General features: G+C 40.5%; 26 protein-coding genes, 17 tRNA genes and 1 rRNA gene. 7 read left to right on the top strand and 37 right to left on the bottom strand.

All coding sequences use genetic code 11. From position 1 onward, the window contains the following. Nucleotides 1–5: 5 nt before the first annotated feature. The 3 genes from trmL to queG all read right to left on the bottom strand — a co-directional run bounded on the left by trmL (nt 6) and on the right by queG (nt 2,635). Entirely contained in the window at nt 6–479 is a 474-nt protein-coding gene (gene trmL, locus JJ692_RS16565; RefSeq protein WP_024425327.1) for a tRNA (uridine(34)/cytosine(34)/5-carboxymethylaminomethyluridine(34)-2'-O)-methyltransferase TrmL, read from the bottom strand. Between the two features lie 43 nt (nt 480–522). Beyond that, on the bottom strand, nt 523–1,425 hold the full coding sequence (locus JJ692_RS16570) for an amidase domain-containing protein (protein ID WP_024425328.1): 903 nt from the start codon (nt 1,423–1,425) through the stop codon (nt 523–525). Between the two features lie 61 nt (nt 1,426–1,486). Continuing rightward, entirely contained in the window at nt 1,487–2,635 is a 1,149-nt protein-coding gene (gene queG / locus JJ692_RS16575) for a tRNA epoxyqueuosine(34) reductase QueG (RefSeq protein WP_024425329.1), read from the bottom strand. An 83-nt stretch (nt 2,636–2,718) separates the two neighbouring features. Between queG and JJ692_RS16580 the strand changes: the two genes are divergently transcribed. Beyond that, the gene (locus tag JJ692_RS16580; protein ID WP_241257974.1) at nt 2,719–3,315 is read left to right on the top strand and encodes a hypothetical protein; all 597 of its coding nucleotides are present in this window, start codon (nt 2,719–2,721) and stop codon (nt 3,313–3,315) included. Nucleotides 3,316–3,413: 98 nt separating this feature from the next. On the opposite strand, the gene JJ692_RS16585 is transcribed toward JJ692_RS16580, so the two are convergent. The 12 genes from JJ692_RS16585 to JJ692_RS16640 all read right to left on the bottom strand — a co-directional run bounded on the left by JJ692_RS16585 (nt 3,414) and on the right by JJ692_RS16640 (nt 12,658). Then, nucleotides 3,414–3,487, bottom strand: a tRNA-Gly gene (locus JJ692_RS16585). A gap of 127 nt (nt 3,488–3,614) precedes the next feature. Then, entirely contained in the window at nt 3,615–4,271 is a 657-nt protein-coding gene (locus JJ692_RS16590; protein ID WP_206533968.1) for a hypothetical protein, read from the bottom strand. A gap of 79 nt (nt 4,272–4,350) precedes the next feature. Next, complete coding sequence (locus JJ692_RS16595; RefSeq protein ID WP_044333670.1) at nt 4,351–4,632, bottom strand: hypothetical protein; 282 nt, start codon at nt 4,630–4,632, stop codon at nt 4,351–4,353. Next, the gene (locus JJ692_RS16600) at nt 4,629–5,534 is read right to left on the bottom strand and encodes a PqqD family protein (protein WP_044333672.1); all 906 of its coding nucleotides are present in this window, start codon (nt 5,532–5,534) and stop codon (nt 4,629–4,631) included. The genes JJ692_RS16595 and JJ692_RS16600 overlap by 4 nt, the downstream gene beginning before the upstream one ends. Then, nucleotides 5,518–6,984 carry a hypothetical protein gene (locus JJ692_RS16605; protein WP_206533969.1) on the bottom strand — a complete coding sequence of 489 codons (1,467 nt, stop codon included), beginning with the start codon at nt 6,982–6,984 and terminating at the stop codon, nt 5,518–5,520. The genes JJ692_RS16600 and JJ692_RS16605 overlap by 17 nt, the downstream gene beginning before the upstream one ends. Further along, nucleotides 6,962–7,708, bottom strand: a complete 747-nt coding sequence (locus JJ692_RS16610) for an ABC transporter ATP-binding protein (RefSeq protein ID WP_151862926.1) — start codon at nt 7,706–7,708, stop codon at nt 6,962–6,964. The genes JJ692_RS16605 and JJ692_RS16610 overlap by 23 nt, the downstream gene beginning before the upstream one ends. A gap of 115 nt (nt 7,709–7,823) precedes the next feature. Further along, the gene (locus JJ692_RS16615; protein ID WP_024425336.1) at nt 7,824–8,036 is read right to left on the bottom strand and encodes a hypothetical protein; all 213 of its coding nucleotides are present in this window, start codon (nt 8,034–8,036) and stop codon (nt 7,824–7,826) included. A gap of 541 nt (nt 8,037–8,577) precedes the next feature. Beyond that, the gene (gene ssuD, locus JJ692_RS16620) at nt 8,578–9,720 is read right to left on the bottom strand and encodes an FMNH2-dependent alkanesulfonate monooxygenase (protein ID WP_151862925.1); all 1,143 of its coding nucleotides are present in this window, start codon (nt 9,718–9,720) and stop codon (nt 8,578–8,580) included. A 17-nt stretch (nt 9,721–9,737) separates the two neighbouring features. Next, complete coding sequence (locus tag JJ692_RS16625; RefSeq protein ID WP_206533970.1) at nt 9,738–10,568, bottom strand: ABC transporter permease; 831 nt, start codon at nt 10,566–10,568, stop codon at nt 9,738–9,740. Then, the gene (locus JJ692_RS16630; protein WP_376706580.1) at nt 10,565–11,542 is read right to left on the bottom strand and encodes an aliphatic sulfonate ABC transporter substrate-binding protein; all 978 of its coding nucleotides are present in this window, start codon (nt 11,540–11,542) and stop codon (nt 10,565–10,567) included. Before JJ692_RS16630 ends, JJ692_RS16625 begins: the two co-directional genes overlap by 4 nt. Nucleotides 11,543–11,571: 29 nt before the next feature. Further along, nucleotides 11,572–12,339: an ABC transporter ATP-binding protein gene (locus tag JJ692_RS16635; protein WP_044333683.1), complete on the bottom strand. Its 768-nt coding sequence runs from the start codon at nt 12,337–12,339 to the stop codon at nt 11,572–11,574. Between the two features lie 163 nt (nt 12,340–12,502). Further along, on the bottom strand, nt 12,503–12,658 hold the full coding sequence (locus JJ692_RS16640) for an FbpB family small basic protein (protein WP_029706872.1): 156 nt from the start codon (nt 12,656–12,658) through the stop codon (nt 12,503–12,505). Nucleotides 12,659–12,923: 265 nt separating this feature from the next. Here JJ692_RS16640 and JJ692_RS16645 point away from each other — a divergent pair, with 265 nt between their 5' ends. Then, the gene (locus tag JJ692_RS16645; RefSeq protein ID WP_206533971.1) at nt 12,924–14,219 is read left to right on the top strand and encodes a homocysteine synthase; all 1,296 of its coding nucleotides are present in this window, start codon (nt 12,924–12,926) and stop codon (nt 14,217–14,219) included. 41 nt (nt 14,220–14,260) lie between these two features. On the opposite strand, the gene lepB is transcribed toward JJ692_RS16645, so the two are convergent. Then, complete coding sequence (lepB, locus tag JJ692_RS16650; protein ID WP_024425343.1) at nt 14,261–14,827, bottom strand: signal peptidase I; 567 nt, start codon at nt 14,825–14,827, stop codon at nt 14,261–14,263. A gap of 155 nt (nt 14,828–14,982) precedes the next feature. Further along, nucleotides 14,983–16,923: a lipoteichoic acid synthase gene (gene ltaS, locus JJ692_RS16655; RefSeq protein WP_024425344.1), complete on the bottom strand. Its 1,941-nt coding sequence runs from the start codon at nt 16,921–16,923 to the stop codon at nt 14,983–14,985. 540 nt (nt 16,924–17,463) lie between these two features. Here ltaS and JJ692_RS16660 point away from each other — a divergent pair. The 5 genes from JJ692_RS16660 to JJ692_RS16680 all read left to right on the top strand — a co-directional run bounded on the left by JJ692_RS16660 (nt 17,464) and on the right by JJ692_RS16680 (nt 20,254). Further along, nucleotides 17,464–18,267 (top strand): DUF2262 domain-containing protein, encoded by an 804-nt coding sequence (locus JJ692_RS16660; protein WP_024425345.1) that lies wholly within the window; start codon nt 17,464–17,466, stop codon nt 18,265–18,267. Between the two features lie 18 nt (nt 18,268–18,285). Next, nucleotides 18,286–18,975, top strand: a complete 690-nt coding sequence (locus JJ692_RS16665) for a DUF1963 domain-containing protein (RefSeq protein WP_024425346.1) — start codon at nt 18,286–18,288, stop codon at nt 18,973–18,975. A gap of 64 nt (nt 18,976–19,039) precedes the next feature. After that, complete coding sequence (locus JJ692_RS16670) at nt 19,040–19,309, top strand: hypothetical protein (protein WP_206533972.1); 270 nt, start codon at nt 19,040–19,042, stop codon at nt 19,307–19,309. A gap of 142 nt (nt 19,310–19,451) precedes the next feature. Further along, entirely contained in the window at nt 19,452–19,649 is a 198-nt protein-coding gene (locus tag JJ692_RS16675; protein WP_034624048.1) for a hypothetical protein, read from the top strand. A 62-nt stretch (nt 19,650–19,711) separates the two neighbouring features. Beyond that, nucleotides 19,712–20,254: a histidine phosphatase family protein gene (locus JJ692_RS16680; protein WP_206533973.1), complete on the top strand. Its 543-nt coding sequence runs from the start codon at nt 19,712–19,714 to the stop codon at nt 20,252–20,254. Between the two features lie 33 nt (nt 20,255–20,287). On the opposite strand, the gene JJ692_RS16685 is transcribed toward JJ692_RS16680, so the two are convergent. The 20 genes from JJ692_RS16685 to rrf all read right to left on the bottom strand — a co-directional run bounded on the left by JJ692_RS16685 (nt 20,288) and on the right by rrf (nt 24,730). Continuing rightward, nucleotides 20,288–20,992 carry a hypothetical protein gene (locus JJ692_RS16685; RefSeq protein WP_024425350.1) on the bottom strand — a complete coding sequence of 235 codons (705 nt, stop codon included), beginning with the start codon at nt 20,990–20,992 and terminating at the stop codon, nt 20,288–20,290. A gap of 18 nt (nt 20,993–21,010) precedes the next feature. Beyond that, nucleotides 21,011–21,805, bottom strand: coding sequence for a phosphotransferase (locus tag JJ692_RS16690; RefSeq protein ID WP_206533974.1), 795 nt, complete (start codon nt 21,803–21,805; stop codon nt 21,011–21,013). 424 nt (nt 21,806–22,229) lie between these two features. Further along, nucleotides 22,230–22,655, bottom strand: coding sequence for a hypothetical protein (locus JJ692_RS16695; RefSeq protein ID WP_206533975.1), 426 nt, complete (start codon nt 22,653–22,655; stop codon nt 22,230–22,232). Nucleotides 22,656–23,142: 487 nt separating this feature from the next. Beyond that, nucleotides 23,143–23,224, bottom strand: a tRNA-Leu gene (locus JJ692_RS16700). Nucleotides 23,225–23,261: 37 nt separating this feature from the next. After that, nucleotides 23,262–23,350: transfer RNA gene (locus JJ692_RS16705), tRNA-Leu, on the bottom strand. Nucleotides 23,351–23,363: 13 nt separating this feature from the next. Further along, nucleotides 23,364–23,434, bottom strand: a tRNA-Cys gene (locus tag JJ692_RS16710). Between the two features lie 5 nt (nt 23,435–23,439). Then, nucleotides 23,440–23,514 (bottom strand) — tRNA-Gly (locus tag JJ692_RS16715). A 7-nt stretch (nt 23,515–23,521) separates the two neighbouring features. Further along, nucleotides 23,522–23,593, bottom strand: a tRNA-Gln gene (locus JJ692_RS16720). Nucleotides 23,594–23,602: 9 nt separating this feature from the next. Continuing rightward, nucleotides 23,603–23,678, bottom strand: a tRNA-His gene (locus JJ692_RS16725). Between the two features lie 29 nt (nt 23,679–23,707). Then, a tRNA-Trp gene (locus tag JJ692_RS16730) sits at nt 23,708–23,781 on the bottom strand. A gap of 10 nt (nt 23,782–23,791) precedes the next feature. After that, nucleotides 23,792–23,876 (bottom strand) — tRNA-Tyr (locus JJ692_RS16735). Nucleotides 23,877–23,891: 15 nt separating this feature from the next. Then, nucleotides 23,892–23,964, bottom strand: a tRNA-Thr gene (locus JJ692_RS16740). Between the two features lie 6 nt (nt 23,965–23,970). Further along, a tRNA-Phe gene (locus JJ692_RS16745) sits at nt 23,971–24,046 on the bottom strand. A gap of 18 nt (nt 24,047–24,064) precedes the next feature. Continuing rightward, nucleotides 24,065–24,141, bottom strand: a tRNA-Asp gene (locus JJ692_RS16750). A 4-nt stretch (nt 24,142–24,145) separates the two neighbouring features. Beyond that, nucleotides 24,146–24,222: transfer RNA gene (locus JJ692_RS16755), tRNA-Met, on the bottom strand. A 15-nt stretch (nt 24,223–24,237) separates the two neighbouring features. Beyond that, nucleotides 24,238–24,313: transfer RNA gene (locus JJ692_RS16760), tRNA-Val, on the bottom strand. 30 nt (nt 24,314–24,343) lie between these two features. Then, nucleotides 24,344–24,418, bottom strand: a tRNA-Glu gene (locus JJ692_RS16765). Between the two features lie 17 nt (nt 24,419–24,435). Further along, nucleotides 24,436–24,526: transfer RNA gene (locus JJ692_RS16770), tRNA-Ser, on the bottom strand. Nucleotides 24,527–24,530: 4 nt separating this feature from the next. Continuing rightward, nucleotides 24,531–24,605: transfer RNA gene (locus JJ692_RS16775), tRNA-Asn, on the bottom strand. 9 nt (nt 24,606–24,614) lie between these two features. Beyond that, nucleotides 24,615–24,730, bottom strand: a 5S ribosomal RNA gene (gene rrf / locus JJ692_RS16780). Nucleotides 24,731–24,773: the final 43 nt, after the last annotated feature.

Raw genomic sequence — 24,773 nt, forward strand, 5'->3', positions numbered from 1 at the left:
TGATCTTATGTGAGATCGCGATATTGCTGCTGGCGAAGTGCCTCATATACAAGAATGGCTGCCGTATTCGACAGATTCAGAGAACGAACATGCTCTGTCATCGGTAAACGAAGACAACGGTCCATATTTTGTTCAATCAAATCTTTCGGCAATCCACTTGTCTCTCTTCCAAACACAAAGAAATAGTCTTCATCCAGCTGAGAGTAATCAAATGTTGTGTGCGGCTTTTGGCCAAATTTAGTGATATAGAAAAATTGCCCCTTCGGATGTGCCTCAAACAATTCATCAAGTGAATCATGATAGACCACATTGGCATATTTCCAATAATCGAGTCCTGCACGCTTCAGCATTTTGTCATCTGTCGAAAAACCAAGCGGACGAATCAGATGAAGGGTTGTATTTGTTGCTGCACATGTACGCGCAATATTTCCAGTATTAGCTGGAATCTCTGGTTGATATAAAACGACATGAAGTCCCAAAAAAGTTCACCTCTAATTTTCTTTTCCGCTCAACATTATACCACTAACTATCCTTCGCGGCATCGTCCAAAATGTGAAAAAACATATATCGAATAGCAGGTGTATAGGCAGTCGAATCCTCATATGACCAATAGCGCATGCGGGAGTCATACGTCTGTGCATTCACAAGAGGCATTCCGCCTTTGTCATGATCAACGACAATGGTTGTATGATTATACCTTCCATCACCTTCAAAATCATAGCAAATGACATCACCAATTTGAAGCTCGTGCGCTTCTTTGAGTTTCTTTGCTCTCAAACCCGCTTTTGAATTCGCTAAATAATTTTTCATCGAATGAGCCACCGTCCAGCTATAGCTCCACGTATGCGGACGCACCCACCAGCCAGACCCGCGGTTCGGATACCCTCTCGTTGGCGCATTCCCTGCTTTCAAACATTGTGAAATAAAATTTGTACAGTTATCTTCAAAGTTTTTATAGGCTGGATTCCGTTTATTCCAATATGTCTCCGCATACTTCACGGCAGCCCGCCGGTCATAATGAAAGGCTCTCCCAAATTGATCTTCGGTCTGAAAGCGCTCATCCATATGCTCTTCGCTTTGCCGCTCTTCTAACATCATCCGATCTTTAACAAGCATGTTGTTATAAAGAAATGCTTCTCTTTTTTCCACCTGTTCCTCTAAATAAAAAGAATCGTCTACATCCTTGCATACATATGTGAGATGAGCAAGGTACTGCACATGCTGAGCCCCATCATCTTGAATGGCTGAATCGAGAAGTTTTGTTTTTGCTTTTGCCTTCACAATCTCAACCTGTCTTCTAGCAAAAAGCTCTTTTTTCCGCTCTACTGCTTCCACATCAGACATAAGCTGCGGCTGTTTGATTGCACGGTCATTGATTAAATACGCCAGCCTGTCTTCTAAAGTTTTCTCTAATAATTGTTTCACACAGACACCACCAAACATTTTTTAAAATCTTTGTTTGGTTCATTCTATGTTCACAGGGATGTTATTTAGTATTTAAAGGTGTCTGCAGGAGCTCAATCCCTTTCACAATCTCCTCTTTCGCTTCTTCATCACTTTCCCGCTCAAGGGCCTTTTCCAGCTCTGGGAGCTGCTGATCATCGCCAATTTTGCCAATTGCCCAAGCAGCCGTTCCCCGAATGACCGGTCTTGGATCCTTGTGCATCAACTCAACTAACACTGGTAAGGCAGATGTATCTTTAAAATGAGCGAGTGCCAAAATTGCATTCCGCTGAATGGGCTTTTTCCCCCGCCATGAACCTGAAACATGACCGTATTTTTCCTTAAACTCACGATTGCTGATCGTCAGAAGCGGCTTTAACAGCGGCTTCGCAATTTCAGGGTCCGGCTCCATTTCAGGATGCAGATGAAAGTCTTTTCCTTTATTGATCGGGCAGACAGTTTGACATGTATCACACCCGTACAATCGATTCCCTATTTTCGAACGAAATTCGTCAGGTAAAAAGCCTTTTGTCTGCGTTAAAAATGAAATACACCGCTGAGAATTCAGCTGCCCTGGATTCACCAGCGCACCCGTTGGACACGAATCCACACATTTATTACAAGTTCCGCACTGATCTTCAATTTTCTCATCCGGTTCAAATGGGACATTTGTGATCATTTCAGCCAAATAAACATAAGATCCAAACTCTGGCGTGATAATCATACAGTTTTTTGCACTAAAACCAATGCCAGCACGTTCCGCTACAGCACGATCAGACAATTCTCCTGTATCCACCATTGATTTTGTCCGTATATCAACATGTTTGCTTCGCAAAAATTCTTCGAGCATATCAAGCTTTTTTTTCAGCACAACATGATAATCCGTTCCCCATGAAGCCCGGCAAAAAATCCCCCTTCTCGCATCCTTTGTACTTCGAGGAGCATCTTTCATTTTGGAAGGATACGCGAGCGCTATTGCAACAATTGATTTGGCCTTCGGAAGCAGCAAAGAAGGGTTTGTCCTTTTTTCAATATCAGGCTCTTCAAAGCCTGACAAATACCCTAACGATTCATGTAAGATGAGGCGGTCCTTTAATGAATCAAATGTGTCGGCACTTGCAAATCGAATTTTATCGACACCAATTTCTTTCGCATATTGAATCAATTCTTCTTTTAATTCTCCAACATGAATCACCTTGCAAACCTCCTTTCTTTGTTTCTTCTGTTGTTTTCAGTATAATACGAGTGTATCATGACCGATTGGAGTGAGTCACTGTGAAGATACATATGGAAATTTCTCATCCTCAAAACCCGTCTATCCATGTTGGACAGATTAAATATTCGCATATCGAAGTGGGTACATCACCTCAAATGTTAAAAGGCCGCTTACGCCTGTTTCAAGAATCTTTATTTTTTGAATATGAAGATAAAGTTTTAGAAGAAGTACCAGCCATCAAAGAATGGACGGATATTTTAAAAGACGTTCCTTTCCTTCCACTTCTTTCTGACATCCAAAAGGAACAATTTATTGACTCGACCAATTCCGTACAGGATTTGTCGATATTTTTCTCACTAAAATATTTCTTACCTATCCTGACTTTAGATGCCGATCGCATCAAAGGACCGCTTTCACTGGCAAAACATGAGGCTGGTCACATCGAATGGCAGGACAGCGCAGGACTGAATGGATTATTTTCTCAAGCAAGTAAAGCACAAATTTCTCAAGACACAAAGAACATTCTTCAAATCATCCTTTTCCCGCCATCTATTTCCCGGGAAAAGAGTGAAGCTCTTATTCAATCCTTGACGAAGATGTTTGTACAAATACATGGCGGAGAAAGCAAATATGAACTCATTGAAAAAGCACTGTAGCTTGACAGTGCTTTTTCACATTATACTGACATAATAAAAAACGCAACACTTCGTTTATCTAAGAAACGAAATACTGCGTTATAAACAAAATTATGTATTGGAGCGGGTGATGAGAATCGAACTCACGACATCAGCTTGGAAGGCTGAGGTTTTACCACTAAACTACACCCGCATCAATCTTTTAAAAGCAACGTCATCGCGTTGACTTTTATTATGTTACAACTTTCTTAACAATTCGTCAAGAGAATATGAAGATTTTTCGTCAAAAAACTTCATATTCTCCGTATATATTACGATAGTTATTTATCTAGCTGGATATAAAATAAGTATGCATGTGACTTATTTTTCAGCGCTTGCTTTGGATTCTTCTGAATTTCCTCAAGCATTGGTGAATTTCCATCCTTCCCCATTGCCGCTGTATACGCAATCAGTGCCTTTCCTCCAGAAGCAACTTTGACAGTTTCAGATTGTGCAGAAAATACATAGTCACTTACTTTGAACGGAAAGCTTGATGTCGCTTTCGTCATTCCATCATTCTTTTTATTTGACCAAATACTAAATTGTGATTCATATGTATCTTTCTCATGATGTAATTGAAGAAGTACGTTCACCGTTTGGTCAGTTCCATCCTGGTGTAAAGTAAAGGTAGCAGATGATGCTTCCTTATTCACTAATCGTCCATTTTTGTAATGACTCCTGATAAACGTAATACTCTTATTATTCTTCGTTAATCCTTTCAGTGTCAGAGCCACCTTTTCATTAGTCGTTGCTGCTTCTAGTAAGTTTTTTTCTTTTTTTGAGAGTTTCATTTGTTCGATGGTTACTTGGTTTTTAGTGGCAGGCTCTGTTTTTATTGTCGAAACCGTCTTTTCGGTTGTCGTGGTTTCTTCGGCTTTCTCGCCGCATCCTGCTAATAGAAAAACTGTGAATAAAAGAATGCTCCATTTTTTAACCATTGTGATCCCCTTTGATGTTTTTTATTTCTTATTATACTAAAATTTGGTCGTAACACAAAAAAAGGTTAGGAGAATCCTCCTAACCTTTTGCTTTTTTCTGTTTCATGGCTGATAGGAATGCCACAATGAGAAAACTCACAGCAAAAATCACCATCATATAAATAAAAAAGTTTGGCTTGATCTGAAAAGTAAATGCGGAAGAGCCTTCCATCTCAAAAGCGAGACTGTTAAATAATAAAGCATCATTCGTTTTTGATTGAAATAAATGATAGAACAGTACACCGATTGTCAGCATCGGAAAGCCTAAGAATCCTAGAAAACTACCAACTATCGCGCCTTGTTTTATCGCCTGTACGTTCATGATCGTTGCCCTCCCATTCCCCCAAGCAATAGCTGCTTCATAATGGACTTACCATCCCCCATAAACGGAAGAAGATAGAGTAATTGAATAAAATACGTGATTGAAAAGATGAAAAAAGCTGTCGAAACCGGGTTTTCTTTTAGAAATAAAATGGTGACAATAATGCCTGCTGCGCCAATCACACCGGGAACAAGCGGTCCAAGCAGCGTAATCCATACCTGCTTTTTCTGAAATGGATCTAATACGGGCCTTACAAACTTCACTGACATCATGTCACTCGCAAAAAAGCCTTGAGGACCATCCCGTCCTGCAAATTTTCGATGCGCATAGCCATGTGCCGCCTCATGTAAGGCGGTTCCGGTAATTAACCCGAAGTAAATAATCGTAAAATAAATCGCAATGGCTGCAATCGACGGATCAGGAATGAATAAAAAAGCGATCCCTGCCATGACCATGAAAAGCATCCAGAAAAAGATGATTTTACGTGTCACCATGAGCAAAGCCGTCCCAAAAATGTGAAGGAACGAGTGACCAGTACAATCAAATCGTTCCTTCATTTTGACTTGATACTGCTTGAAAAATTGGCAGCACGCTGTCACAATCCGATATGGTGAATGATAATGAATAGACAGCAAGTGATGCTGATTCAATCCCGTCATCAGCTGATAAAAATCACGAGCAATCACCGACTCATCGACCTGAAACAAATCGGCGAGCTCTGCGGTAATACTCGCTTCTGTTCTTTTACCGTCCACTTTCGTTAACATATGATAGGCACTTTCATTGATCGGGAGGGTGCTTCCATACTGCGTATCCGTGAGATGCCTCTTTTGTAAGGTCACATACGGCGCTAGTGCCGGTACCCGCTCAATCTTTAGCTTATTGTTAAGAAGTTGAATCATGTGAATACCTCCATGAAAAACCTTTGTATATGGCAAAGATGAGCAGACCCTCAAATGCAGCCACAAGCAGCCATTGAAGCGTTTGACTCGACGCCCCTACAACATAGTTTCCAATAAAAACAATCGGAATCATGAGTAAAATAAGCGCTCCAAATGAAAAAATGCCTGTATAGGGATTGTTTCGATCAAGAGGAAGTAAAATACCTACCACATAAAAGAGCGCAGTCGCATTGCATAACACAGCGGCACCAATCAATGCGTGCCAAATCTGATCAGGAAGCGTCAGCGTTGTCAGCATGAATAAAACAATTTGCAGTACACCTACGAGCAGAAGGCCGATAAACTTATACAAAGCCACTTCCCACGATCTCAGACCAAATGTTTTATACATGCCCAGCATTCGTTTATCATTGCCAAATGAATTGAAGGCTGTTAATCCAGCAAGAGCGCAAAGAACAAAAAATGCTTCCTCTTCAAAGCGGAATCCAAACTGATAACGAACGAATGAGATCACAATAAGAAGAATAAGAAAGTTTAAAATGTTTTCTTCATTCCGTACCTGTGACTTCATTTCCTTCACAATAAGCGACCACTTCTTTGAAGAAGAGAATGGCAGCTTGTGTAAAAAGGTTAACGCTTTTTTCTCTGCCATAATCGGCATCATCGCAAGAGAAAGAAATGCGCCGCCTGCCGATAAGAGGATGAGCAGAATCAAGATGGCATAATTTACCCCTTCAGGAGGCATTCCTTGTGTGGCTAAGAAAAACGGTGCTGTCAAATACATCAAATGATAATCAAACTGAATATATGATTGCTGAATTCGGCTAATATCAAAGTGCGTCAATCCATACGTGACAACCAGTGCCAATAAAACAAAGATCGCTGCAAATTTTTGCAACGGTAATCTTAATTTCAAAACGAGCAAATAAGTGATATTGTAAATAAACTGCAGCAGCATTAAGACAAAAAGCGACTGCAAAAGCACCATCAAAAAGAAAGTGAAAATAAAGAAAATACCTATTCCCTGGGCAATAAAATTAGGTAAAAGCAGGATGCCGATAAAAAATAAAACAAGCCCTGCCACCACTATCACCATCGGAATGAAGTATCCAAAACTTTTCTGAAAGGTAGAGAGCGGGAACCAGCTCAGCTGCATAGAAAACCGGTCTTGTTCAGGTGTTCTGACCTTGATCAAAACGAATAACAAGCTTGTAAAAATAGAAGCATTGATCGCCATTGACACGACAAGTAATCCAAGTGAACGTTCATCTCCATTTAAGAAAGCCTTCATAAAGACACCTGTAAAGCTGTATCCGATAATGGCTCCCATTGTGACGGCAAACAAAAAGAATAAGACCACAATGATTCGCTTCGTTTGAGTATCAAAGAGCTTATACATCTCCTGCTGCCACATTTTAAGCATCATTTTAGAAATGATTAATGATTTCATCAAAATGTGCACCCCTATCACTTAACATTGAAGCTTTCAGAAACACCTGTTCCAGTGTGCTTGATTGATACTTCTCCTTTAAGGCTGAGACCGTCCCTTCATCCATTTTATTTCCTTTAGAAATAATGGCGATTTTGTGGCACAGCTCTTCCGCTGAAAGCATATCATGCGTTGAAAGCAAGATCGCACCATGGTGCTCGGCATACCGCTTCATCAGTTTCTTTGTGTTTATAACCGCTTCAATATCAAGTCCTCTAAAGGGCTCATCCATGATCACCAATTGACTATCAAGCATAAATGCAGCAATCAGCTGTGTCTTTTTTTTCATCCCATGTGAATAGGTTTCAATCGGTCTTGATAAAGCCGAGTCCATATCAAACAGTTCAATTAGTTGATTTCTTCTGTGAATTGTTTTACATTCATACATAGAAGAAACAAACTCTAAATATTCAGCACCAGTCAATGCTTCAGGGAGCAGCAGGTCATCTGGAACATAGGCTACTTGTTTTTTAAAGGATGGTTCATCATTAGTGACGTCCTGCAAATGAATCCTTCCTTCTGTATGCTTAATAATGCCGAGTATACAGTTAATCATCGTTGTTTTACCCGAACCATTCGGTCCAGCAACAGCAACGATTTGATGAGGGTCGATCTTTAAATGAAAATCATTGACAGCAGTCACGTTATTTTTATACGTCTTGGTTAAATTCTCGATCGTAAACATATAACCTCCAAGTGTCTGCATATTCTTTAAAAACAGATCAGGCTAAACCGCCCGCCACAGACGGTTTAGCCCTGGTGTCTTATCTAAGAAGTAAAAAGATGAATCCTAAGTATAGCTACTTACATTCAATTTTGACTTTTAAGCCACTTTCCCACTGAACGGCTCCTGTAAAGCTACCCTTGCCGTTTGCGATACACCAAACTGCTGCTCCTAGAACGACTGTTGCTCCCAATCCAAGAAGAACAGCAACAAATACTAAGAACCAAGCTTGGTCCATAATAGCAGGTTCCATAGTGGAATAGTCAACTTGCGGCGCTGCATAAGTCATACTTTTCACCTCCCAGCTTATGATGATCGTATCATAGGCGTCACACTCCAAACATCTACAGAACATCCCATTTTTGACCGAACATACATTTGATTAAAATGTGACTTTTTATTCAATTATTCCCTTTCATCTGTTTAAACCCTCTCTTATTTACTAGATTTTGACACCCCATAAGAACCACAAAACCCATTTAATGTCATTTGCACCATCTTTTTTCTTCTTTTTTTCAAATAGTCCATATTTATCATCAATCATATTTATTCTTTCTTTTTTGTGAGATAGAAAGAATTCCCCCAATATATCAGATAAAAAAGTCCTGATTATATGTCGTAATAACGCCAATTATGAAAAATTTACTGATCATTCTGATAAAAGAGTGGGCATATTTCCCTTCTTTTCTTGACTCTATAAATGTGTATATACAAGAAAAGCGATTGGGAAAAAAGCCCTTACTTTGTTCAGCAGTACACAACATAAGACTCCCGCTATTCTATGAAAAAAAGCAAAGCAGCCCATCGCAGACTGCTTTGCTTTTTCATATTTAAGAGGAACTAGCAGCAGAGGCTGCATCTGGGAAATGATTGTTCCCAATGATTTCACCAGCTGGCACAGAGAGTCCTGTAGCCCCTGATCTCTTGAATGGAAGGAGTGGGAAAACAAGCTCTGCTAAATAATAAGCTTCTTCTAGATGCGGGTAGCCAGAAAAGATAAATGTATCAATGCCTAGAGACTCATATTCTAGGATACGTTCTGCTACTGTTTGCGGGTCTCCGACGAGTGCTGTTCCTGCACCGCCGCGTACTAAACCAATGCCTGCCCAAAGATTTGGGCTGATTTCAAGTTGGTCTTTCCTCCCTTGGTGCAATTCCACCATTCGTCTTTGACCTACTGAGTCCATCCTCTGTAACACTTTTTGCGCCTCATCAATTGTTTTTTGATCCAAATGACGAATCAGATGTTCCGCTGCCTGCCATGCCTCCTCTTCGGTATCTCTCACAATCACATGAAGACGAATGCCAAACTTCACCGTTCTTCCTTCCTTTTCAGCCTGTTTCTTCACTTGTGCAATTTTCTCTTTTACTTGTGCAGGCGGTTCGCCCCAAGTTAAATAGACATCTGTATGCTTGGCGGCTGCTTGAATTCCTGCTGATGATGATCCGCCAAAAAAGACTGGTGGATGGGGTGTTTGAGCTGGTGGGAATAACAGATGGCCATTCTCCGCTTGTAGATGTTTGCCATGAAATTGTACATTTTCTCCTTTCAATAACCGCTTCCAAATTGTCAAAAATTCTTCTGTTGCCTCATAGCGTTCATCATGAGAAATGAACAGCCCATCCCCTTCAAGCTCCTCTTTACTTCCCCCTGCTACCACATTAATCAGCAGTCTCCCGCCTGAAAGACGATCTAATGTAGAAGTCATTCTAGCAGCAACAGACGGCTGCATCAGCCCTGGTCTAAGAGCCACGAGGAACTTTAAATGAGTGGTTTCTGCAGCTAAAGCAGCTGCCGTCAGCCATGGATCTTCACATGATCTCCCAGTAGGCAGTAAGACCCCTGTATAACCAAGCTGATCAGCTGCTTGAGCAATCTGTTTAAAATATGGATAGTCTGCCTGTCTTGCCCCTTTTGCTGATCCTAAATAACGGCCGTCTCCATGCGTTGGAATAAACCATAAAATATTCATACCATCGCCCCCTCTTATTATTCACCTTGATAACTAGTGCGCCACTTGAGCAGACGCTTTTCTAACAGACGTACAAATGAATCTGTCAGCTTACCAACTACTGCAAAGATGATAATTCCTACAAACACTTTATCCGTTTGAGAGAATTGCCTTGCATCCATAATCATATAGCCTACGCCGCTGCTTGAACCCATCAACTCAGCTACCACTAAACCAAGCCAAGCAATTCCTAATGACAGTCTCACACCCAGAAGAATATGAGGAAGAGCAGCCGGTAAAATCAGCTTTGTGATGCTTTGATACACATTAAACTCTAAGGCGCGAGCCACATCAAACAGCTTATTGTCTACACTGCGAATACCTAGAAAAGTATTAATATAAATCGGAAAAAAAGCCCCAAGTGCAATCAATAAAATTTTCGCCGTTTCATCAAAGCCAAACCAGAGGATGAATAAAGGAGTGACCGCTAAATGTGGAACGGTTCTCAGCATTTGCAACGTCGGATCTACATACTGCTCTGTTTTTTTAGAAAACCCTACGCATACGCCCAGCAAAAGACCTAAACCTCCCCCAAGTAAAAATCCACATATCGCTCGATAAAGACTGATGTAAAGATGACCAAACAGTTCACCAGAACGAAATAAATCTCGAAAAGATTCTGCAATCAAGACAGGCGCAGGAAGTACAGTGGAAGAAACGATTTGAGAACCAGCTATGATCTGCCAAACTGCAATAAGTAGGAGAGGTAATACCAATCCCTTTAACTTATATAAAGAAGAAGCTTTTCTCCTTTTTTTCTTTGACCGCTCAATTTTAGATGCTAAAGCCGGGTTCGAAATAGCTTTCATTTATTCATCTCCTCTTTTAGCATTTTTTCAATAAACGAATTATCTACAACCTGATTGACATCAATTTTCCGCTGGATCGCTTTTGTTTGATATTGAAAATCAGCGGTATGCTGCTGAGCATTAATGATCTTCTTCGAAATGGGCTTATTAAGTGGTTCCGTATTGTTTAATACTTGTGTGACGACCTTCTTATCTAAATTTTTTAAACGCGCATATAGCGTAACAGCCCCTTCTGGATGTGCTTTTTGCCACTTCACTGCATGGTCATATACCTTTAAGAATTTCACTACTAGTTCAGGATGCTGATCAGCAAACTGAGTTCGAACAAGTGTGAAACCTGGAGAATATAAATCGGTCGCTTCCCCATTCACCAGCAGCTTTGCTCCTTTCTTTATCGTTTCAAGTGATAAGAACGGCTCCCAGATCGACCAAGCATCAACGGACCCATTTTCAAATGCTGATATCGCTTCATCTGGCTGAAGCTGAATAATCTGAACATCCTTCGCAGATAAACCTGCCTGATCTAATACTTTGTATAAAAAGTCAAAGCCACTGCTCCCTTTAGCGACAGCGATTTTTTTCCCTTTTAAGTCTTCTACTTTTTGAATCTCACTGTTCTTATTCACTAAAATACCGTTCGCTTTCAGCCCATCCTGAGATAAACCAATTTCCTTAAAATCAATACCGGCTGCCTGACCTGCTATGACAGGTGAGTTTCCAACTTGCGAGAAATCTAATTGATTTGCAGCAAGTCCTTCAAATTGGGGAGGACCACTTTGAAACTCCACCCACTTTACCTTCACTCCTTCTTTTTCAAATGATTGTTCAAACCAACCTTTTTCCTTTGCTAAAAGCAGCGGACTCAAACTTTGCTGAATCCCAATCCGAATTTCTTTCACCTTGTTTTCCGATCCGTCTGCTGCTTGATCACACCCTGCTAAAACAAGGAGAAGACTCAAAAAGATAACGATCATTTGTTTCTTTTTCATGCAATTTGCCCTCCCTAAATCCCTGATCCATCGGTTAGTAACAATTCATCTGTTTTCTCAAATTCTGAAAGCACCTTTTGTCTTAAATGTTGAAAAGCGGTTGACGTTCTATCACGCGGAAACGGTAGATTTACAGGAAGAATCTTATGGATTCGGCCAGGTCTCGCTTGCATTAGCACAATTTCATTTCCTAAATAAATCGATTCATCAATATCATGAGTTACGAGCATCATCGTTGTTTTTTTCTCCTGCCAAATGTCCAGCAGCACATCCTGCAAGTGTTTTCGTGTGAATGCATCCAGCGCACCAAATGGTTCATCAAGCAATAAGATCTCCGGATCACGAAGAAGTGCTCTCGCAATGGCAACCCGTTGCGACATTCCTCCGGAGAGCTCATGTGGATAAGCGTGTGCAAATCCTTTTAAACGAACAATTTCAATCAGTTCATCCACTTTGCGGCGGACATCCTGTTGTTTTAAATTGAAATTGGCCGCTATGTTTTCTTCGACCGTCAGCCATGGAAACAGGCGGTGTTCCTGAAAGATAAAGCCCTGTTTCATTCCAGGTTCTGTGATCCGTCTGTCTCCTATCAAAATTTGCCCATGATACGCTGTGTCGAGCCCGCTTATGATTTTTAGCAATGTACTTTTCCCGCATCCACTTGGACCTATCACTGTTACAATTTCCCCGGGAATGATGTTCAATCTTAAGTCTTCAAGTACCCGAATGGACTGTTTGTCTTTCCAAAAGGATTTATCCACAATATCAATTGAAATCGTCATTGAAACCTTCACTCCTCTTGCGATCAGATAAATACACAGAAAGGCCCTTATCCCAAAAAAGAGATAAGAGCCTTCGCGTTGTCCGATCAGCTAATCATATTGATTTGTTAGCACCATCCTAAATCATATTAATCCCATAAATCAACTCAAATTTATAAAATGGTTATTTTGTCCTTGTATGCTTTTCATCGATCCGATCGTAAATCGCTTCTATTCGTTCCTTGCTGCTGTAAATCTCATATTTGTTCCGCTCAATCAAGATGTCTAGTGTGAGATCCATGTGTTTTCTGTACTTTTTTCGTTTTTTCTTTTTTTCCATCTTCATCATCCTTTCTTATTCAAATAAAAAAAGGCTCTTCACTCATGCTTGAGTGATAGAGCCTTCGGTTGACCGATCAGCCATTCTTGTTTGTGTTTTCAGTATGCTCATGTTAATACATACTATTCCTACCTGTCAACTATATTTATTGTTTTTTCAGATTTATCTAAAAAATGATTGACCAAGCAAGGAACAAGATTTATAGTCTTATTAAATATTTCTTATCAAAACAGTTGGTTTTATCTAACAAAAGGAGGATACACCCATGTCAGAAGAACGTCCATTTCGTTTAGAAACAAAAGCCATTCACGCAGGTCAGGAACTTGATTCAGCGACCTATTCAAGAGCCGTTCCTATTTACCAAACAAGCTCCTTTGGTTTTAGAGATAGTGAGCATGCAGCGAATTTATTCGGTCTTCAGGAACCGGGAAATATTTATTCACGTATTATGAATCCTACAAATGACGTATTTGAAAAGCGTATCGCTGAGCTTGAAGGTGGAATTGGTGCACTTGCTGTTTCTTCTGGGCAAGCAGCGACGACTTATTCTATTTTAAACATTGCAGGAGCCGGAGATGAAATCGTTTCCTCAAGCAGTCTTTATGGCGGCACCTACAATTTATTTGCCCATACACTCAAAAAACTTGGAATTACAGTAAAATTCGTCGATTCATCCAACCTTGAAGAACTCGAAGCGGCGATCACAGACAAAACAAAGGCAGTGTATGCAGAGAGCATTGGAAATCCAAAAGGCGACATTTTACATATTGAAGCCATCTCAGCCATTGCACACAAGCATCATATCCCGCTTATTGTGGACAATACGCTCGCCAGCCCTTATTTATTAAGACCTATCGAGTTTGGTGCAGACATTGTCGTCCACTCAGCAACCAAATTTATTGGCGGTCACGGTACATCAATTGGCGGTGTCATCGTTGATAGCGGCCGATTCCCTTGGGCTGACAGCGATAAGTTCAAAGGACTGACTGAACCAGATCCAAGCTATCACGGTCTGACATATACAGAAGCGATTGGAGAAGCGGCTTATATCACAAAAGCACGAGTACAGCTCTTACGTGATTTAGGGGCAGCTCTGTCGCCATTCAACTCATTTTTACTTCTGCAAGGCTTAGAAACATTACATCTTCGTCTTGAGCGGCATAGTGAAAATGCCTTGAAAACAGCACAATTCTTACAGGATCACCCTCTTGTCGATTGGGTAAGCTATCCGGGCCTTGAAAGTCACGAATCCTATGAGCTTGCTCAAACCTATTTACCAAAAGGACAAGGCGCAATCCTCACATTCGGTATTAAAGGTGGACGCGAAGCAGGTAAAAGGCTCATTGATTCTGTGAAGCTTTTCTCCCATCTCGCAAACGTGGGCGATTCTAAATCCCTCATTATTCACCCTGCCAGCACAACGCATCAGCAATTAAGCGAAGCAGAACAAAAAGCGACAGGTGTCACACCAGAGCTCATTCGTTTATCTGTTGGAACAGAAGCGATTGAAGATATTCTTGCAGATCTTGAACAGACGATTACAAAAAGTCAGTCTGAATGACATAGAAAAAAGCACACGGCTGTGTGCTTTTTTATTGTTTATTAATGATTGAGTAGTCGAATGTCTTGGAAAGGATAAAATACAAATGAGGTAGTTCCTTGAATATCACGCTTTGTAAAAAGACCTAAGCCGTTGCGGCTGTCCATTGAATTTTGGCGATTGTCCCCCATGACAAAGTACTTTCCTTTTGGAACAGTCAGAGGGCCAAAATCAGGTGTCAGCAAAGTGCCATCTGCCGCTGCTTTCTTTTTGTTTGATGCTAAGTAAGGCTCCGCCACTTTTTTTCCATTAACATATAGCTGATCATTTTTCATTTCAATTTTATCACCAGGTAAACCAATCAAGCGTTTGACATAATGCGTGCTGCGGTCTTCCCCATCAAGAACAATGATCTGTCCCCGTTTATAATCACCGAAATAATCAACCGTTTTATTCACAAACACCCGCTCTGTATCATGTAATGTCGGATACATGGAAGATCCTTTGACAATGTATGGCGCGAATAAAAAGTTCCGAATGATAAAAACAGCAATAAATGCGATTAAGATGGCTTTGATCCAGCCCCATAATTCTGATTTCTTTTTTTGTGTTTTTGTATTTGTTGTCATAAGCTCCTCCTGAATTCCCCAAGGACGAAATGTGTGTCACCAGCTGCCAGCCGGCGTCACGCTTGTTTCTCCCTAAATATAAACATATTTTGCCAACAAATCAAGCGAAGAGAGAGAAAAAGGCAAGCACCTTTCTGTGCTTGCCCAAAACTCAGTTAGTTAGCAGAAGAATCCGCTTCTTTTTCTTTTGATTTACCATAGAAATAATCAGATGGATTCACTGGTTTGAAATCAGATAACTTATGGAATCGAAGAAGATCCCTATAGAGCACTTTATCTGAAAGACTTAACTGATTATCAACACGGGCTTTAATCGCCTCTGTCTTTTTATTTTGTTTCACCACTTTACCCGTTTTCGTATCATAAACGGTATTATCGACAAGTGTGTATTTCGGTGTCACATAGTTTCCATTACGGAAGGCAACAGTCTCATCATGCTTTTTTGAGAATAAGTCTGTTCCAAAATTCACGAATTCATTTGAATCGATACCTTGTAAGTGAAGAAGTGTTGGCATAACATCGACTTCACCACCATACGTATGGTTCACGCCGCCCTTCTTACCAGGAATACGAATCATGAGCGGAACACGCTGGTTTTGTGCATTTTGATAAGGAGTGATTTCTTTCCCTTGAATTTCACTCATTGCACGGTTATGGTTCTCAGAAATACCGTTATGGTCACCATATAATAAAATGACTGAGTCTTTATACATACCTGATTTTTTCAAGTCTTTGAAGAATTGCTCTAATGACTCATCTAAATATCTTGCTGTTTGGAAATAGTTATCGACTGTTTTATCGCCAGTTGTTGCCTTAGCGATTGTCGCATCTTTTTCATCTAAATTAAATGGATAGTGATTTGTCAGTGTCATTAAATGTGCATAAAATGGCTTTTTCATTGATTCTAGCATTGGAATTGATTCTTTGAAGAACGGTTTATCCTTCAGACCCATATTCACAAGGTTTTCTTCATCCATGTTGTAATAGGAAGCATCAAAGAATTGATCAATTCCCATATGTTTATAAATCGTGTCACGGTTCCAGAAAGATTTATAGTCCCCGTGAAGTACTGCACTCGTATAGCCTGCTTTTTGATCTAGGATGGCAGGTAGTGATTGGAAGGTATTTTCACCCTTTGTCACAAATGCTGCTCCCTCTGGCAAGCCAAACATACTATTATCCATCATCAGCTCAGCATCTGATGTCTTCCCTTGACCAGTCTGATGGAAGAAGTTATCGAAATACGTAAAATCATCTTTCCCATGAGCCAGTTTGTTTAAGAATGGAGTCACTTCTTCTCCATTTAATTTGTAGTCAATTAAGAAAGACTGGAAGCTTTCTAAATGAATTTTAATAATGTTTTTGCCTTTTGCTTTACCAAAATACTCTGCATTTGGCTTCGCATAGTGAGATGACGTATAGTTCACAACATCTGTTAAATCTTCACTGCTTGCATTGGCTACCTGTGTTGCGTTTTGTGCTGCTTGTACCCCGTCATAAATCGTATAGTTATAAACACCTAAGTATTTGACAACATACTTATGATCAAAGGTTCTCGTTAATAATTCTGGACGATCCTTTTCAGCCAGATGAAGGTTTACAAAGAACAGTCCAATACCTGCAGCTACAATCAGCAGTGCAAACGTCTTTTTCATTTGGAACTTCTTCACTTCTGGTCTCCAAATGACAATCGCAATCAAGATGATAATATCAAGGAAGTATAAAAGGTCATGCGGCTTAATGCTTGCTAGCACACCGCCAGTCATGCCTCCCCCAAGATTTCCTGCCTGCTTCATTGTTGAGAAAGTCAAAAAGTCATCAAAGAAACGGTAATACGCTACATTTGCATATAAAAGTGCGGTCATAATAAAATCAATAACAATTAAAACAATGGCAGATTTACGCCCCTTCAAAAAGAGAGCAAGTCCAAAAAACACGATGGCTGAACTAAATGGATTCAATAAGAGAAGCCCCTCTTGAAAAGAACCTTTTACTCCTAAATTAAAGTCCATTTTGTAGGCTGTGTACGATTTAGCCCAGAATAAAAGGACAGCCAAAACAAAAAAGCTATATTTGTTTGCAAATATTTTTTTCATAAAACCTCTTCTTTCTTATCATCGTTCTGATATAAATGAAATCATAAAAAATTTACATTCATTTTGCAAATGTAAATCTTCTTCGCCAAGCATGCCGATGCTCTGTCTCCGCCGGATACATGCGCTCCTTTAATATAACGAATGAGAGGCATCATAAGTTTCAAAAAAAATACGAGTAAATAAAAGGAAAAATATCCATTTACATTAAATTTACGCACACTTCATGTTTTAGTGGATGAAGAAGGTTTTGTAAATCACTCAGTATTACTTTACTTTTTTCATCTATTCGTGTCAAAGTAATTATAAAGAAAAGGAAGAATCACCTAGGCTTTTCGACTCATTTACCCAAATTTATACAAAATTCGATCCTTGCTTCTTTTATTGTGACTCAACCTCCATTAATCCATGTACCTCCCTAAAAAACAGTTTTAAACAAAAAAAGCTTGATTTCCCCTACTGATGTGCGGTGTGATAAAGAGGTAGAACTTGATCACAACACTTATATGTTCATGACAAAAAAATCAGGCTGGAGGACATCACATGAAGATTAACAAACAAATCAACACTTTTGAAGAGAGATTTTCAGAAGATGTAGTCACTATCATTGCTGTTACAGGACCTTCTGGCGTAGGGGCAGGAAAAGCAGGACAGGAACCTCTTTGGACCGCTTCTATTCCACTAATTGCTTGGAAAGAAAACGGTCATATCATAACCGAAAATGTAAGACTTTGCTGGTTAACAGATGACGAGGGATTAAGGGAAAAACAGGCACAATTACATAAAGAATCAATCGTTACACTTCAGGTTCGAAAAGGCGAAGGTGAATTCATGCTTGTATCTTTGATCAATACAGATACACAGGATCAAGCGCTTCAAGAAATTTTAGAAGAAGCCCAAAAGCCTGTGTATTATCATGATGACATACTTGGCACCTTTGAGTTAGTAAAAGGACTAGACTTATTTGAAAAGACGATCCAATGGAGCAATGAAGAGTGCCTTCTCTACTTCAACCTCGAAGAAGATGAAAAAATAAAGGACTCTCTTCGAACAGCAAACCAACTTATGCAAGAGCAAGCCAAATGGGATTCTTCTATTAAATCATTTGCCGCGAATCAGCTGATAGATCTAGCAAAGGATTGGCAGGAACAAGACGAATCAGCTGAAAAGCAAGAAGAACTCACACTGAATCAATTTATAAGCCGCATTTCACTTGAAAGCTTGCATGTTTACCCTAAGGGAGAGTTTGAAGTCTACTATCATGACGGTGATTTATTTTGGGGTCATGTCATTATTGTCACAGGAAATATAAATGGCACATTTCATGATGCACACATTGCAGGCTAAAGGCTGGAGGAATAACCCATGGAAATCAAAGCTTTTCAAGAATTAAATCTAATCGGGAAAAAGCCAGCCATCGCCAAAATTGGCGGCTTCCGTCCTGATCCAGCTGTACACAGCTGGTTTGCAGGTCATTTTTTCATCGATCCTCATCAAGGCTGGCCGACAGATCAAGATGGAGCCATGATTCCGATTTTACAAATTTATTTACCAGAAGTGCCAGGAGGAATGAACGGCTTCAATGAATGTAAGCTGATTCAAATTTTTCTTAATCGGAAAACACTTCCGATTGATATCACCAAAAACGGTGAAGGCTGGAAGCTCATTGAATATTCATCAATCGAAGGTTTAGAAGTAGCTGAAACTCCTGAAGAAGTGAGAGGGCTCAAAGCCTTTCAAATCCAATGGAACGAAAGTGAGCAAAGGGACTTCCCTTGCTGGGAAGAAGCATGGTCATATGTGGATCTAACAGAAGTAAACGAAAGTGAAGAAGCGACAGACCACTTCTTTAATCAATACACAAATTATTCGTTCACAAAAATCGGTGGATATGGGGCGTATATTCAATCCCCGCCCCATCAACAACAAGGCGAATTCATGCTGCAAATCGCCTCAGAAGAAAAACCTCGTTTCATGATTGGTGATAACGGCACGATGTATTTCTATTATGACAAAGAATCAAAAGAATGGTTTATGCACTGGGATTGTTTTTAACGTTTATTGAATGAAACCTTGCCTTCTCCTAAGCGTAATGAATCATATGAAAGGAGGAAGCAAAATGGGATTCATTTTAGACATCTTTTCACTTACTATGTATATCCCTTTTCTACAAGTGGATGAAGAGGATATCTCGAGGAACGCAGCACATCTCAAAAAATATAGCTGGTTTCAAGCACTATTACATGATCAAACTTGCAGAGAGCTCATCATTTATGATCCCGATGTTCGACGTGTCATAGGCAGGTTTAAAACGGAGAAACTCCATAAGAAGCGCTACAACTTAAGATGCGAACGTAAATTACTACAAGCATTACAGCATGCAATGTAAACTGACAACAAGAGCCACACTTTTCTGTGGCTCTTGTTTTATCAATTGAATCGTTCCTTTTGAAGAAAACATTTGACGCCTGGACAACTCTCCCCGTATATTATGTATAAATCCATCTTTTTCAAAGAAAAGGGGGCCTCACATGCGCTTGTTTAAGAACTGGAGAAAAAAGCAGCCTGTACAGCAAATCACTTCAGAAAAGCAAGAAGACAGCATCCCAATCGACTTCTCCACACTTCCCTTTGGCACAGACACCGTCGATGATTTTTTGTTCAATCTAGACCTGACCTCCAAGCTCACAGATCCCTATAAAGAAACAGATACGAACAAGCTTACCTAGACCTTCGTAAATCCTCATCCAATACTGGATGATTTTTTTATACTCAATGAAAGGTGTATCCAATGAAAACATTTTATATCGTCAGACACTGCCAAGCAGATGGACAATCTAAAGATGCAGCTTTAACACCACAAGGCATCACTCAATCTCATGAACTGGCACAGTTTTTTTCCAGCATTCATCTCAATCAAATTATCTCAAGTCCTTATAAACGAGCGATCCAAACTACTGAGCCTCTTGCTCATGCAAAACAGCTCGAGATAAAAATCGATCAGCGCCTCTCTGAACGTGTATTAAGCAGCAAACCAATAGACGATTGGTATGAGAAACTAAAGCTCAGTTTTACAGACTTACATATGACCTGTGAAGGCGGAGAATCGAGCCAAGAAGCCATGAATCGTATTGTAGAAGCACTCCACGAACAAATAAAATTAGAAACAGATCATACCCTATTCGTCACACATGGCAATATCATGAGCCTGCTTCTTAAACATGCCGATCCAACGCTTGGATTCGAGGAGTGGAAGAAACTAAGCAATCCAGATGTCTATATCCTGAAATATTTTAGTCCAGATCATATAGAAGCAAAGCGAATATGGCAATAAAAAACGGCAGAGTTCATTCTGCCGTTTTCTCATCTATTGCTGATAATAAAAGGACTCTACCCACTCATACGGTTTCTTACGCTCCGCACACCATTTCATAAAGCCTCTTGTCTCCGTCTGCTGAAACGTCATCCAGTCCGTTAAAAGTTGGCCATAATAGACGGCTTGTTTTTGAACATTGGTTCGAATTCTTTTATCTTGAATCAGCATCATAACACGTTCAATCCCTTGAATTCTCTCTTGATCCTTCTCATAGGTGCTTAAATAAAGATCTTCATGTATATGATGAAACGAATACCACAAGGCCGATAAATAGGTTTCGCAAATTTGAACAATCACACGCTGTTCCTTGCTGCCCCCAAGCTCTAGTGCCTTCAATAAATGAGGCAGCCCTTCTCCCTGATGCACAAACAAACCTTGCCAGCGATACGGTCTCACATCCAATGGATCAACATTCTCCCACGTTTGAAAAACAGGCTGGATCACCCCATTTACCAGCGGATACACAAGCAGATGATGACCATCCTCAAACCGTTCAATCCACTCAAACAGCCAAGCAGCAAATTCCCGCTGTACTTCAAAATCGTTCTCTTTCATCTCTTCAATAAAGGCCTGAAGAACGTTTAGCGCATCTTTACGCAGGCCCTGTTCTTTTCTCACACAGTACTGTCTAAAAAGAGGATAATCATTTACTCCCTCGTCTTGAATGATAGCCTGTAATATCGTCTTCGTTTGCATAATCACAACGCCGCCTCTTTACATCCATTCTTTTCCATGTTCATGAATAAATTGAATGTCTTTTTGATAATGTTCAAGATGTCCTTCTTGAATCATGTTTTGAAAAGCGATATCCCCCACACTCGCTTTTCGTTTCATATACTGACATAATCCTTCTAAACGCAGCAGCACCATCTCCACATAATCTTCTGCTATTTCCTCACCATAAGCTTCAAAAAACAGTTTGACTCTATGTTTTATATGGTCTGCATGTTCTGATGAATGATAGTTCACGATGTCTCCTGTTTTGGTGCGAAAAAACCTACTGATAGGTACACATGTATACAGAGTATATGCGATATCCCAAAGTCTTGGACCAGGAGCAGCTACATCAAAATCAATGATACCCACTGGTTTTTCGTTATTGAAAATGATATTGTACATAGCAAAATCATTATGGCATACAACCTCTATGTTGTCAGGCGTATTGTCCATCCGTTCCCAATCGTCTGAAATGGGAAAATCACAAACAGCATCATGATACAGTCTAAGCATTCTCGCTATTTCTTTTAAGGCTTGGTGAGAGCACATGTATTCTTTTAAGGGATCATGGCCGGCTACGCCTTCAATGAAGGACAATATCTCTCTACCTTGTTCATCAACCCCTAAAAACTTTGGAGCATAGGAGAAATTCTTTTTTTCTAAATGCTGTAGCAGCTTTCGTATATTGATATTGTCTGACTTTACTTCTCGACGAACCGTATCTCCCGAACGATATACGTTCGAGACATTTCCACCTGTCAATAACTCCTCATGATCATTTTGTTTTTTCATAAATTCTCCCCTTAAACTGGGTCACCATGTTGATGTCAGCTAAAGATGTGTATGTACCCACAAATATTCATTTAGTTACACAAAGGTAGTACAACTGTTTTATGTGAATGTGCTGCTCCATTTTGTTTCCTTACATGGTTAAATGTATCTTATCAAATGTTGCAAATCATCTAAAGATTATTCTGCCAAAAGAAGTACATACTCATTATTTTCTAATAGGTTCCTATTTTTTATCTAAATAACTCATTTAAACCACAAAAAAACGTTTTACCACGAGGGTGAAACGTTAGGTTCATGGTAAAACCAATCATGAAACTTTTAATAGATACCGGTGGCCGGGGTCGAACCGGCACTCCGTGATAAATTATTCCAAAAAGGCAAGGTATACCTTCTTAAAGTAAAGCACACGTTAATGAATTAAGAATTAAAGCTCTTCCTGATATATTTCTGATTTTATCGGCTTTAAATTCAAAGGTATTTTAAACTCATGAATACTTTCAATATGATGAAAAAAATGCTCGATATCGTCATAATCCATTGACCATTCTTCTACCACCTTTAACTTTTTTAACTCGCTTGTTAGTTTAAATAAAAATTCACAGTGTAGTTGTTCCATGTGAGAATAATCATCTTTTTCATAAACTGTAAACTGACGTACAAAGTCAAAATGAAATAGTTCCTCTCCTGTAAAATCATAGACACCACACTGAAATAAAATTTCTTTATCTTCTTCGCCCTCAACTGTCTCCTTTGAAAAAGCCTTAAATGTTTCCCAAACCTTTTTTATATCATCGGTATCTTCACCAATGCTATCTTTAAAATAACGTTCAGCATTTTTAACCGTAATCATTACAACACCTCTTATGTACAATTTATATCCAATCCTTCTTCAATTATCCTGCCTCTTTAGTTTAATCATAAGGTAACCATCAATAAAGTAAAAGTAATCTCCTTAATATGTTCCTCTGTCATATCGTAAGGCTTTAATTCAGCAATACTTATTCCTTTTGCTGTTAGGGAATTAAGAAACGCCTTAAAAATTTATTACTCACAGTCCTAAACAAATAATTCAATAGCTTCCCGAAATGATTCAACATAAGACTTAGTTTCCTTTTCTAAAATTGCCAATTCACCTTGGTCTAAAATATTTTTACGTCTTGCCATTTAGCTAGGTCCCCTTTCAGCAGTGAACACGATTTGAAGTAATTTTGCGTGTGAAAAATCAGCTAAAAAACAAATAAAAAACGCCCTCCTACAATTTGTAGAAAGACGTTTTAAACGTTGATATTCCTTAATTCTTCTGTGATTGACGATAATAAAGAATATCTAAAACTAGATACCGGTGGCCGGGGTCGAACCGGCACTCCGTGAGGAACACGATTTTGAGTCGTGCGCGTCTGCCAATTCCGCCACACCGGCATGATTATAAAAGAGCGCATCTTATATTAAAAAACAATGGTGCCGAGGGCCGGACTTGAACCGGCACGGTAGTCACCTACCGCAGGATTTTAAGTCCTGTGTGTCTGCCAATTCCACCACCCCGGCAGTCTTTTCAAAAAGGCGACACCCGGATTTGAACCGGGGATAAAGGTTTTGCAGACCTCTGCCTTACCACTTGGCTATGCCGCCATTATTGGAGCGGAAGACGGGATTCGAACCCGCGACCCCCACCTTGGCAAGGTGGTGTTCTACCACTGAACTACTTCCGCACATCAACTGGGCTAGCTGGATTCGAACCAACGCATGACGGAGTCAAAGTCCGTTGCCTTACCGCTTGGCTATAGCCCAATAATAAAATGGGGCGATTGATGGGAATCGAACCCACGAGTGCCAGAGCCACAATCTGGTGCGTTAACCACTTCGCCACAACCGCCATAGATGTAATGAATTATAAAGTATAATTGGCAGGGGCAGTAGGAATCGAACCCACACCGGAGGTTTTGGAGACCTCTGTTCTACCGTTAAACTATGCCCCTATGAAAAAAATGGTGGAGGGGGGCGGATTCGAACCGCCGAACCCGGAGGGAGCGGATTTACAGTCCGCCGCGTTTAGCCACTTCGCTACCCCTCCACTTTTGAAAAACAGTGCCGGCAAGAGGACTTGAACCCCCAACCTACTGATTACAAGTCAGTTGCTCTACCAATTGAGCTACACCGGCAAATAGTGGTGGCTCGGGACGGAATCGAACCGCCGACACACGGATTTTCAGTCCGTTGCTCTACCAACTGAGCTACCGAGCCAAGTATTCTTTTGAAAAATGGCGGTCCGGACGGGACTCGAACCCGCGACCTCCTGCGTGACAGGCAGGCATTCTAACCAACTGAACTACCGGACCATTTTGGTTGCGGGGGCAGGATTTGAACCTGCGACCTTCGGGTTATGAGCCCGACGAGCTACCGAACTGCTCCACCCCGCGACGATATAAAAGATATGGTGGAGGATGACGGGCTCGAACCGCCGACCCTCTGCTTGTAAGGCAGATGCTCTCCCAGCTGAGCTAATCCTCCGAATAAAAAATGCTGGTGTATCTATAAAAATGGTGACCCGTACGGGATTCGAACCCGTGTTACCGCCGTGAAAGGGCGGTGTCTTAACCGCTTGACCAACGGGCCCTTTATTATGTAAATTGTGGCGGAGAGCAAGGGATTCGAACCCTTGAGACGGGGTTACCGCCTACACGATTTCCAATCGTGCTCCTTCGGCCACTCGGACAGCTCTCCAAATTGGCTCCGCAGGTAGGATTCGAACCTACGACCGATCGGTTAACAGCCGATAGCTCTACCACTGAGCTACTGCGGAATGAAGAAAGCCTGGCGATGTCCTACTCTCACAGGGGGAAACCCCCAACTACCATCGGCGCTGAAGAGCTTAACTTCCGTGTTCGGTATGGGAACGGGTGTGACCTCTTCGCCATCATCACCAGACCTATGATTGAGAGAATGTTCTCTCAAAACTAGATAACAATGT

The organism is Bacillus sp. 3a, from assembly GCF_017161885.1.
GTDB classification, from domain to species: domain Bacteria; phylum Bacillota; class Bacilli; order Bacillales; family Bacillaceae; genus Bacillus; species Bacillus safensis.